We start from the raw sequence: 10757 nt of genomic DNA, 5'->3' as shown, positions 1-10757 counted from the left end.
AAAAATAAGTGTTTGATTGTATATTGCCCAAATATAGAAATTAATTCTTTGTGAGAAAAGAAGTTGTGGGGATTTGCACTGTTTTTTTTATTGATAAAATCTATAATATGTCCGGATAATAAACGGCTTATCTCCTGTTTTTACAGGGGTTTAAGTACAATTCTTTATAAATCAGAACTATTTTTTATATATGAAACAACTATTCTTTATAACTATTCTTAAATACTATCTACCATATTGCAATAAAGTAATACTTTTGTTCCCTGTAAATGTTTTAGCGACATAATCTAAATAAGTCTTATAATTTTTAAGAATATAAAAGAAACAGCTGTTTGTGAAAATCGCTAATATTGTTTGTTTTGTTTGTGTTATCCCATTTTGAGTCAGGTGTGATTTCAAAATGGGATTTTTTATTATACAACCGGCAAAATACCACCCGAATTCTATCTAAAATGACCTAAAAACTATCTGCTGATAGATTTTCCCCTAAACTATGTTTGTTCTTAACCTATCAGTTCTGTTGAAATCCTGTAAACTTGCAGCATCAAAATTATTACGACGAGTATTCACAATTTAAAAGTAACGTATATGAAAAGTTTAAGCTTCAAAAAGGACCTGGTAGGAGTACAGGACGAATTACTCCGCTTCGCTTACAAACTGACGACCGATCGTGAAGAAGCAAACGATTTGTTACAGGAAACGTCATTGAAAGCATTGGATAACGAAGATAAATATACCCCTGACACAAATTTTAAAGGATGGATGTACACGATAATGCGCAACATCTTTATTAATAATTATCGTAAGGTGGTACGCGACCAGACATTCGTTGATCAGACAGATAATCTTTATCATATTAATCTTCCACAGGATTCCGCATATGAAAGTACAGAAAGAGCCTATGACTTAAAGGAAATGCGCCGCGTAGTCAACGCTCTGCCCAAAGAATACAGAGTACCGTTCGCCATGCACGTATCCGGATTCAAATATCGTGAGATTGCAGATAAACTGAATCTTCCATTAGGTACTGTAAAGAGCCGTATATTCTTTACCCGCCAAAAATTACAGGAAGAGTTGAAAGATTTCCGCTAAACTTTAACTATAGAGCTTTTCAGTCAAAATCAATAGGTATTAGGGTAAAAAGAGGATTGGATAGGATTGTATAAAAGAAAAACTCCTGTGAGTTGATACTTACAGGAGTTTTTTGTGGACCAGCCTGGGCTTGAACCAGGGACCTCCAGATTATGAGTCTGTTGCTCTAACCAACTGAGCTACAAGTCCGATGTATCCATTTACTGGATGCGGTGACAAAAGTAGTGTTTTCTGTCGAATTATGCAAATCCTTTCGATAAAAAACTGCTATTCTTTCTTCTTAGAACTTATATTTCCGTTTCGGATTCTTGGGAAACCAGCCTTTTTGTACCCGTTCTTCCTGTTCGAAAACTTCTTTGATCGTCCAGAAGGAAGAGAAAGCAAAGACGCCCAACAAAGAAGACAGTATTACATTGTCAATGCTTAATGAAGCTATTACGCCGGCTATGCCAAGTATCAGAAATATCCACCAGCATTTTGTGCCCCAGTAATATTCGGCCTTTACCACGACAGGGTGAAAAAGGCCGATAATCAAAAAGGTGCAAATTCCGATGAATAACCCTGCGAGGTGATATTCATTTAGAAACTCCATCGTATTTTACTTTTCTACGCGGATGGGAATTTCTTTCTTGATGCTCTGTTCCAGAGAAATCAATGTCTCGGTAGCTACTACACCCGGTATCTCTTGCATTTTGTTGTTCAGCAGATCCATCAGATGTTCGTTGTCACATGCGTACAGCTTGGTCAGCATGGTGTACGGTCCCGTAGTGAAATGGCATTCTACGATTTCCGGAATTTTTTGAAGTTCCGCTACAACAGATTTGTACATGGAGCCTTTTTCAAGTTTGATACCGACATATGTACAAGTTCTGTAGCCCAAAGATTTCGGATTAACATGGTAACCTGAGCCTACAATGACACCTAGGTCAATCAGTCTTTGCACACGCTGGTGAATAGCTGCACGTGATACTCCACATTCGGCTGCTACGTCTTTAAAAGGGATGCGGGCATTCTGGGAGATAATCTCTAGGATCTGCCTGTCGAGGTTGTCTATTCTTTCCATAATAATAAATTATAATTTCCAGTTGTTATCAAATAGTAAGCAAATATAGAGATTTATTTTAATTATTCTTCTTTTCCGAGAAAAAAAATAGGAAAAAGCACAAAAAAGAGGTGCAAACGCTTTGCACCTCTTTCCTTTTTCTATTTAGACAGAAATTTTCTTATTTTTTATCTTTTTCGATGCTTACCAATTCAACCTCGAAAATCAAAGTAGAGAACGGTTTGATTTGGTTGCCTGATTCTCTTGCACCATAAGCAAGGTCTTGCGGGATGTAAAGTTCCCATTTAGAACCTACAGGCATCATAGTCAGGGCTTCTGTCCAACCTTTGATTACTTGGTTAGCACGGAAAGTAGCCGGTTCGTTACGTTTGTAAGAGCTGTCAAACTCAGTTCCGTCAATCAAAGTACCTTTGTAGTTTACTTTCACTTTGCAAGTATCAGCAGGAATTTCACCTTTACCTTCGGTGATTACTTTGTACTGTAATCCGCTTGGAGTTGTTTTTACACCTTCTTTAGTTTTGTTTTCAGCAAGGAATTTTTCGTTTTCAGCCTTATAGTCAGCATATTTTTCTTCCAGAGCTTTTGCTTTGATAGTTTCCATAGCTGTACGGGTATAAGTCTGAGCCTCTTCCATAGTCATCATACCGCCTTTTTCCAAAGTACCTGCGATGAAACCAGCCATGAAGTTGTCTTTGCTGATAGTCTTGGTAGAGTCACCTGCGAACAATTCCTGGTTGATACCTTTCATCATCTGGTTGCTGATTTGCTGGCCGATTTGCAGACCTGCCATATATGCGATATCTTTCTTGCTAGTCTTGGTTGCACCTTCGTTCAAACCCTTGATGAAATCTGCCATATATGCAGTATCAACGTCCAGGCGACCTGTCAGATAGCCTTTCAGACCTTGAGTCTGAGCCATACCGATAGAATAAGACAGTGAGTCGAGGTCTGTTTTCAGATTTGCTTTAGGAGACTGAGCTGTACAAGAAGCAAGGCTTGCAGCAGCGGCGATTGCCATAAAAATACTAACTTTTTTCATTTTGCTTTGAAATTTTTTATTTATAATACTTCGAGTAATTCTACTTCAAATACAAGTGTGCTGTGAGGAGGAATCATTTCTCCGGCACCTCTTGCGCCATAACCAAGTTCTGACGGAATATACAGTTTCCATTTAGCACCTTCCGACATCAGTTGCAGTGCTTCCACCCATCCCGGGATTACCTGATTAACACCAAATACGGCAGGTTCGCCACGTTGGATAGAACTGTCGAACAGTGTGCCGTCAATCAGCGTACCTTCGTAGTGGCATCTCACCTGGTCGGTAGCCTGCGGCTTTTTACCTGTACCTTCGTTGATAACTTCGTATTGTAATCCACTGGGCAAAGTTATTATGCCTGCTCTTTTCTTGTTTTCTTCGAGGAAAGCTTTTCCCTGTTCGATGGCGACAGCGCCCATCTTGGCTTCCAATTCTTCGAAATACTTGTTTACTATTTCGCGGGCCTCCTGGTGGCTGATAGCCGTCTGGTTGCCTTCCAATACATCTTTGATAGCCTGTGCAAAGTCTTCTACTGAGAGATTTCCAATCCCCATACTTGATAAGTTTTGACCGATTCCCAGGCCAATAGCGTAACTGAATTTATCCATATAATGTTTTTTGTTGGCGATTGAAATGCATCACCTTCATAGTTTTAGCTTTCAATCAATTGCAAATTTATGAATCGCAAAAGTACGTGTTTTATTTGAATGATTTAGCATTTGGTATTTAAAAATTCTTATATCTGTGAAAGTTCCCTCCTTTTCTTTGGAGAATTTATTCTTTTGTTCCGGTGATTCTGCTTACATTTGTATATCTTAAAACGAACAGAAGGAGGAACATATATGAAGAATCTGGTAATTTTGACGGGGGCAGGCATGAGTGCCGAGAGTGGAATCAGTACGTTCAGGGATGCAGGTGGTCTGTGGGACCGGTATCCGGTGGAGCAGGTCGCTACTCCGGAAGGATATCAACGGGATCCCGCATTGGTGATAAACTTTTATAATGAACGTCGGAAACAGTTATTGGATGTCGTGCCGAATCGCGGGCATGAACTGTTGGCAGAGCTGGAGAAGAACTTTAAAGTGACGGTGGTAACACAGAATATTGATAACTTGCATGAAAGAGCCGGGAGCAGTCATATTATTCATCTGCATGGAGAATTGACAAAAGTATGTTCCAGCCGTGACCCTTATAATCATCATTATATAAAGGAATTGAAGCCTGAAGAATATGAGGTGAAACTTGGAGACAAGGCAGGAGACGGGACGCAGTTGCGGCCTTTTATTGTATGGTTTGGTGAAGCGGTGCCCGAAATTGAGACAGCCATTCAATATGTGGAGGCAGCGGATATTTTCGTCATTATCGGAACTTCGCTCAACGTGTATCCTGCTGCGGGATTGCTTCATTATGTACCAGGAGAAGCAGAGGTGTATCTGATTGACCCGAAACCGGTGGATACACATACTTCCCGTCCGATACATGTGATTCAGAAAGGAGCTTCTGAAGGAGTGGCTGAGTTGAAACAGTTGTTGGGTGTCTGAGCCTTTTCCTGTTTTTATTCCAACTCAGTGGCAAAAATATGATTATTCCGGAGTGTTTCCGAAATTTCGAGTGCAGTGACGCCACTGCACTCGATTCTTAATATTTTCTCCCAGTCCTCAAAATCCACATTCCATTTGTTGATTTGAGGATATTGTGCCAGAAGCTTCCCGATGCGCTTGACATCACCTTTTTTGGTGATAGAAGTCCGAAAAATTAAAATCTTATTTTCCATGTGCTTTTAAAGTTTTATGTATGTGAGCGGAACTCACGAATGGTCACATTGAAATATTGTCTGAAGTTGCGGCTTAATAGTGAAAGGCTGCTAAAACCGCAAAGGCGGGCAACTTCGGTGGCAGAAAGTTCCTTGTTTCGTTTTAATAATAGTGCTGCTTTTTCAATCCGGGTGCGTTTGATATAATCCGTAGGTGTTTCTCCTGTCAGAAATGTAAAGACACGATGGAAGTGGAAAGGCGAAAAGCATGCAATGCCAGCCATTTTCTGCAATGATAACGGTTGGTCTATATTATTGTGGATATAGTCTGTGACTTTATTAATCCGTAACTTGTATTCTTGCCTATTTAGTTCTTTCGTTTCCATATCTTTTTGCAAAGTAAAGGATAATAAGTGCCGGAGAGTTGTCCTATCTTGCTAACTTCTCCGGCAGATAGTAATTATCTTTTTTGTCCTATATAGAATACATAGCCATAGTATTCTTTATACTTATAATATAGACTCTGTTCGTACCGTTGTCCTGCAATGAGGTCTGCGGCTGCGGCGTTGCCCGAATATTCTTTCAGAAAAGCTTCCTGAGCCGTGAACTGGGGAGCATAGAAGTGTTCTATCCAACAGTTTTCCGGTAAAATGAAATGAGCTGTCAGCGTATATCCGGCTTTCTCCATTTGTACTATTTTATTCGGAATCGTATCGATTTCCGGATAATTAGCCATCCAGAAGTTTTCTATCTCAGCGGGACGTTCCGGAGTAAACCAGGATGCTTCCGTTACAGCAATGAATCCGTCTTTTTTCAGAAATCTGTTCCATTCATTCATGCCACGTTCGAATCCTATATTATAGATAGCGCCTTCTGACCAGATTAAATCAAGTTCTTCATCTTGAAACGGCAGATTATCCATTGAACCGACAACGCCTTTTACTCTGTCTTCGCAATGTAATTCAACTGCGTTTCTGTTGAATATCTCAATAAAATCGGGAAAAAGGTCGATACCTGTAATCTGTCCTTTTGTATAGTTGGCCAAAGCCATTGTCTGCCCGCCTGTACCACAACCGATATCGGCTATTCTGGCCTCGTCTGACAGTTCGTGAATGAAACTTACGGCTTTTTGTGTGACTTCCGGGCTTCCGGGACCTTGACGTTCTAACAACTTGAAGTAATTACATATCATTGTGAAATCGAAATCGTGGATTGACTTTAATTCGTTACTCATTGTTTTTTAATGTTTTAGGTGTATGGCAGATGAAGGCATGCAATGATGCTTACGAGTATTTGGCCATACAAATTGTTTTAAAATTCAGCTATAAAAGATAACTCCGGCATGAATATGCCAGAAAACATAAGGGATAATCTGTAATGAGAGGAAGGCTTACAGATTATTTACAGAACGGAATCCTTACGATATGAAAATGAGTTAAACATCCAATTTTTCTTTTTTAGTTCGTGGCAAAGATATGTTTTTAGTGATAAAATCCAATGAGTTATTTGAAGAATAATGTTGAATATGTGCATTTTAGCAAGAATCGTCAAATGTGTATTTAAAGGATTAGTGGAATAAATGCCATAAAAAGACTATGTATTGAAATAATAATTAAGTATTATTTGTATTTTTGTAGTCGATAATCTAATTATATAATACATGAAAAGAAACGTTATCTTTCTCTTGGGTATTTTAGGTATTATAATGGTGGATGCTAAAAACCATTACTTTAAACATCTGGGAGTTTCTGATGGATTATCTCAGGTATGTATTTTTTCCATCTATCAGGATGAACTAGGAGCAGTATGGTTAGGCACCTCGGAGGGGTTAAACAGATATAATGGTAAGGATGTAAGAATATTCCGTCCATCACAGGGGAATGATGGCTTGACGAATAATGAAATCAATAAACTTTGTGGAGACAGAAACGGAAGGATATATATACGTTCGGGAAATGATCTTATAAAGTTTGAACTTTATAAAGAACGGTTTACTTGTTTGCGCCGGAATGATGTGAGAGACCTTTTCTGTAAAGAAGATACCTTATGGGTAAGTTGCAACTCCGGTATCTATTATTATACAACTGAAAATTCGGATTTAACTTTTGTCACTCAGTTGCAAGAAGGTGTAGGCTCGGGAGGAATGATATATGTCGATGACAGTTTGATATGGGTTGCTACCGATCGTGTAGTTGCTATTTCACGCAAAAATCCGAGCCAGCAAAAAATATTAGCTTCCTTGGATAGAGGAAGCCAATGTATTTCAGGAGATAGTGCCGGTAATATTTGGTTAGGAACTTGGAATGGATTATATAGAATTTCCGCTGGTAGTGGAGAATTGACTCATTATACGAATACGTCAGATAAAGACGAATTGTCTGACAATCAGATTCGATGTGTACTGGAAGATGATTTTAAACGTACGTGGGTAGGGACTTTTCGTGGGCTTGATTGTTATGATCCCGTAACTGATAAGTGGGAACATTATACTCGTTATGGTGATTCTCCGAATACGTTGAGTCATCATTCTGTTTTGTCTCTCCATAAAGACATGCAAGGTAACATTTGGGTCGGGACATATTATGGAGGCGTGAATGTTTTTAATCCTAATAAAGCCAGTAATCATTTTTACTATGCTGAGCCATTACAGGAAGACTGTCTGAGTTTTCCTGTTGTTGGAAAGATGACGGAGGACGATAGAGGAAAATTGTGGATATGTACAGAAGGTGGGGGCTTGAATTGTTATCATCCGGATAGTGGAATTTTTGCTCGATATCAACATCGTAAGGGGGATATAACCAGCGTAGGTAGTAATAATTTAAAGTCAATTTTTTATCGGAAGGAGAACGGGCGCTTGTATGTCGGTACTCACTTCGGAGGGCTGTTTATATTTGATACAAAATCAAAAAAAGGGCATACTCTCCATCATATAAAAGGGGATTCTACGTCTTTACCGCATGAGATTGTGAATGATATTCAAGAGTATAAGGGTGGTCTTGCGTTGTTAACACAAGGCGGTCCTGTCTTTATGGATCCGGTGACTGAGAAGTTCTCACCACTCTCTGATGATATGAACATTCGGAAACTGGTGAGTAAAAAATTTGCTTTTGAAACATTCCTGATTGATAGTCGGCAACGTATGTGGTTGGCTTCGGCTACCGGAGGAGTTATTTGTGTGGATTTGCCTTCATCTAAAGTAACTGAGTATGCGATGGATACCGATAATCCTTCTGCGATAGGGAGATTTAAAGTAGTTCATATCTTTGAAGACAGTAAAGGTGTTATCTACTTTTGTACGATAGGATCGGGCGTATTCGAATATCAGGAAAAGGAGCGCTCGTTTAAGTCTTATAGTACCTTTAATCAATGTCTGCCAAGTGATTATTGTTATTATATTTGCGAATCTGTTGAAGAACATCGTTTGTTTATCCTTCATGGAAAGGGACTTTCTATTTTTAATAGTGAAAAAGGAGAAGTAGAAAATACTTATCATTTGTTTAATCAGACATATAGTCAAGGTTCAGCTTTATATTTGGATAAAGATGGAACTCTTTTTATTAGTGGCACGAATGGTTTGGCTTTGTTTCAAAGACAATCTTTGTATGCTCTACCTTCTAAGAATCTTTTGAATTTTGATAAGTTGTTTATTTTCAATGACGAGATTTGTCCTAATGATCAGTCTGGTATTCTGACTGATATATTGGCAAAGACATCGGATATTTATTTGAACTATAAACAGAACAATATAACAGTTGAGTTTGCCTCCTTTAATTACAATAATGATCGTAACCGTGTATTTGAGTATTGTTTGGTGGGCTTTGATAAAGTCTGGACTCAAACTTCCGGCACAACAATAACTTATACGAACTTATCTCCCGGTGACTATACGCTTAAAGCCCGTCCGTTGGCTGGTAGAGAAGGCCCGAATGAGGAGGTTTGTTTGAATATACATGTTTCTGCTCCTTTTTATGCGACTTTTTGGGCATATCTTTTCTATTTCTTATGTTTGCTTGGATTGATGATTGCGTTTATTCGTTTTAAAACCCGTCAGGCCGCCTTGAAATCCTCTTTAGAGTTTGAAAGAAAGGAAAAAGAACGGATAGAAGAACTGAATCAGATAAAATTACGTTTCTTTACCAATATATCTCACGAATTCCGTACTCCATTGACGCTTATTCTCGGTCAGATTGAAGTGCTGATGCAGATGGATTTAGGTACGACTATTTATAACCGTATTCTTCGCATATATAAGAATGCCTGGCATATGCGAAATTTGATATCGGAGTTACTTGACTTCCGTAAACAGGAGCAAGGCTATCTGAAACTTAAAGTTGAAGAGCAGAATCTGGTTACTTTTACCCGACAGATTTATATGTGCTTTTATGAGTACGCACAGAAAAAAGAAATCACTTATCGTTTTGATAGTGTTGAAGAGACTATTTCGGTTTGGTTTGATTCAAAACAACTACAGAAAGTAATATTTAATTTATTGTCAAATGCTTTTAAGTATACACCTAATAAAGGTAGTATAACAGTTGAGGTCAGAAAGATTGCTTCTCAAGCAGTGGTATCGGTGTGTGACACAGGAGCCGGTATTCCGGCAGAGCATATCTCGAAGATTTTTGAAAGGTTCTATCAGACAGATAATTTATCTTCTTCTTTCACATTGGGAACGGGGATAGGATTGGCGTTAGCAAAGGGAATAATGAATATGCATCATGGAAAGATTGATGTAGAAAGTACTGTAGGGAAAGGTACTAAGTTTACATTATTTCTTCCTTTAGGCAATCGCCATTTTAGTGATGAAGAGATGGCTGCTACGGAAGGGCGGGAATCTGTAGTTATCTCAGAAACAGTTCCTGTGCTTCCTTTTGAGCAAATAGTGGATGTAGAAGGGAAGGAAGAGAGAACGGTTGCGCAAGAGGATGCGAAGGATGAAGATAAGCCAGTCATTCTTTTGGTGGATGACAGTGAAGAGCTGTTGTCTATGTTGGAAGACTTGTTTTTACCAATATATAAGGTCTATATTGCACGTAATGGACGTGAAGGGTTGGAAATGGCGAGGCAAATACAACCGGATTTGATAATAAGCGATGTGATGATGCCGGAAATGTCAGGAAAAGAATTATGCTATAAGATTAAAACCAATGTGGAACTTTCTCATATTTCTGTGATTTTATTAACGGCTCAGACTTCTGTCGAGTATGTTGTGGAGGGATTGATGTTTGGTGCAGATGATTATGTGACGAAGCCATTTAATGTAAAGGTATTATTAGCCCGTTGTAATAATCTCATAAAGAACAAGAAGCGCCTGATTGCTCATTATACAGGTAAAACTGTAACAGAGTCTCTTGTGCCGGAGGCTATTAATGAACGTGATAAGGAATTGCTGGCAAAATGTGTCAGTATTATAAAAGAGAATTTTGAAAATCAGGAATTTGATGTTACGGCGCTTGCTTCTGAACTTTGTATGGGGCGCAGTAAACTGTATATGCAGTTCAAACAGATAACTGGATTAACTCCGAATGAGTTTATTTTAAAAGTAAAGTTGGATGAAGCTATGTTCTTGTTAAATAACCATTCGGAGCTTAATATTTCAGAGATTTCTGTCCGGTTAGGCTTTTCTTCACCTCGTTATTTTAGCAAATCTTTCAAAGCATTTTTCGGAGTTGCTCCACAAGCAGTGCGGAACAAGAGGGGCGAATAGATTATCTGTGTGCTTTATGTGTGTGGATTGTTTCCTTATACGGACACGCACATTTCCCTCTATGGACATGTTGGTGTCCATAGAGAGATACGGTTGCTTTTATATA

At 38.7% G+C, this 10757-nt stretch carries 10 protein-coding genes and 1 tRNA gene; 3 read left to right on the top strand and 8 right to left on the bottom strand.

The genetic code is table 11. The features are described 5' to 3' along the window. Nucleotides 1-588 precede the first annotated feature (588 nt). Nucleotides 589-1092 (top strand): RNA polymerase sigma factor, encoded by a 504-nt coding sequence (locus ACGHVY_RS23020; protein WP_308745069.1) that lies wholly within the window; start codon nt 589-591, stop codon nt 1090-1092. A 115-nt stretch (nt 1093-1207) separates the two neighbouring features. Here ACGHVY_RS23020 and ACGHVY_RS23015 read toward each other — a convergent pair. The 5 genes from ACGHVY_RS23015 to ACGHVY_RS22995 all read right to left on the bottom strand — a co-directional run bounded on the left by ACGHVY_RS23015 (nt 1208) and on the right by ACGHVY_RS22995 (nt 3799). Further along, nucleotides 1208-1281 (bottom strand) — tRNA-Ile (locus ACGHVY_RS23015). Nucleotides 1282-1372: 91 nt separating this feature from the next. Next, nucleotides 1373-1684: a DUF4491 family protein gene (locus ACGHVY_RS23010; RefSeq protein ID WP_049701378.1), complete on the bottom strand. Its 312-nt coding sequence runs from the start codon at nt 1682-1684 to the stop codon at nt 1373-1375. A gap of 6 nt (nt 1685-1690) precedes the next feature. Next, entirely contained in the window at nt 1691-2155 is a 465-nt protein-coding gene (locus ACGHVY_RS23005; RefSeq protein WP_004302580.1) for an Lrp/AsnC family transcriptional regulator, read from the bottom strand. 160 nt (nt 2156-2315) lie between these two features. Then, nucleotides 2316-3194, bottom strand: a complete 879-nt coding sequence (locus ACGHVY_RS23000) for an FKBP-type peptidyl-prolyl cis-trans isomerase (protein WP_390601866.1) — start codon at nt 3192-3194, stop codon at nt 2316-2318. Between the two features lie 20 nt (nt 3195-3214). After that, nucleotides 3215-3799 (bottom strand): FKBP-type peptidyl-prolyl cis-trans isomerase, encoded by a 585-nt coding sequence (locus ACGHVY_RS22995; RefSeq protein ID WP_390601864.1) that lies wholly within the window; start codon nt 3797-3799, stop codon nt 3215-3217. Nucleotides 3800-4033: 234 nt separating this feature from the next. Here ACGHVY_RS22995 and ACGHVY_RS22990 point away from each other — a divergent pair, with 234 nt between their 5' ends. Continuing rightward, entirely contained in the window at nt 4034-4732 is a 699-nt protein-coding gene (locus ACGHVY_RS22990) for an NAD-dependent deacylase (RefSeq protein ID WP_308745901.1), read from the top strand. Between the two features lie 14 nt (nt 4733-4746). Here the strand turns inward: ACGHVY_RS22990 and ACGHVY_RS22985 are convergent, their stop codons facing one another. From ACGHVY_RS22985 to ACGHVY_RS22975, 3 genes are all read right to left on the bottom strand, one after another. Next, on the bottom strand, nt 4747-4965 hold the full coding sequence (locus tag ACGHVY_RS22985; RefSeq protein ID WP_308745902.1) for a hypothetical protein: 219 nt from the start codon (nt 4963-4965) through the stop codon (nt 4747-4749). 14 nt (nt 4966-4979) lie between these two features. After that, nucleotides 4980-5330, bottom strand: coding sequence for an AraC family transcriptional regulator (locus ACGHVY_RS22980; RefSeq protein WP_308745903.1), 351 nt, complete (start codon nt 5328-5330; stop codon nt 4980-4982). A 74-nt stretch (nt 5331-5404) separates the two neighbouring features. Further along, nucleotides 5405-6178: a class I SAM-dependent methyltransferase gene (locus tag ACGHVY_RS22975; protein ID WP_390601861.1), complete on the bottom strand. Its 774-nt coding sequence runs from the start codon at nt 6176-6178 to the stop codon at nt 5405-5407. A gap of 426 nt (nt 6179-6604) precedes the next feature. Here ACGHVY_RS22975 and ACGHVY_RS22970 point away from each other — a divergent pair, with 426 nt between their 5' ends. After that, nucleotides 6605-10651 (top strand): two-component regulator propeller domain-containing protein, encoded by a 4047-nt coding sequence (locus tag ACGHVY_RS22970; RefSeq protein WP_390601859.1) that lies wholly within the window; start codon nt 6605-6607, stop codon nt 10649-10651. Nucleotides 10652-10757: the final 106 nt, after the last annotated feature.

The sequence above is a fragment of the Bacteroides sp. f07 genome (genome assembly GCF_042854785.1).
In the GTDB taxonomy this organism is placed as follows: Bacteria; Bacteroidota; Bacteroidia; order Bacteroidales; family Bacteroidaceae; genus Bacteroides.
The sequence above is the reverse complement of the archived record's forward strand: the minus strand, read 5'-3'. Positions and strand labels throughout refer to the sequence as shown.

Bases quoted from the DNA above. Each gene is read 5' to 3' on its own strand.
- ACGHVY_RS22970 (WP_390601859.1), top strand. From the start codon at position 6,605: ATGAAAAGAAACGTTATCTTTCTCTTGGGTATTTTAGGTATTATAATG.
- ACGHVY_RS22985 (WP_308745902.1), bottom strand. From the start codon at position 4,965: ATGGAAAATAAGATTTTAATTTTTCGGACTTCTATCACCAAAAAAGGT.
- ACGHVY_RS22995 (WP_390601864.1), bottom strand. From the start codon at position 3,799: ATGGATAAATTCAGTTACGCTATTGGCCTGGGAATCGGTCAAAACTTA.
- ACGHVY_RS22990 (WP_308745901.1), top strand. From the start codon at position 4,034: ATGAAGAATCTGGTAATTTTGACGGGGGCAGGCATGAGTGCCGAGAGT.
- ACGHVY_RS22975 (WP_390601861.1), bottom strand. From the start codon at position 6,178: ATGAGTAACGAATTAAAGTCAATCCACGATTTCGATTTCACAATGATA.
- ACGHVY_RS23000 (WP_390601866.1), bottom strand. From the start codon at position 3,194: ATGAAAAAAGTTAGTATTTTTATGGCAATCGCCGCTGCTGCAAGCCTT.
- ACGHVY_RS23020 (WP_308745069.1), top strand. From the start codon at position 589: ATGAAAAGTTTAAGCTTCAAAAAGGACCTGGTAGGAGTACAGGACGAA.
- ACGHVY_RS23010 (WP_049701378.1), bottom strand. From the start codon at position 1,684: ATGGAGTTTCTAAATGAATATCACCTCGCAGGGTTATTCATCGGAATT.
- ACGHVY_RS23005 (WP_004302580.1), bottom strand. From the start codon at position 2,155: ATGGAAAGAATAGACAACCTCGACAGGCAGATCCTAGAGATTATCTCC.
- ACGHVY_RS22980 (WP_308745903.1), bottom strand. From the start codon at position 5,330: ATGGAAACGAAAGAACTAAATAGGCAAGAATACAAGTTACGGATTAAT.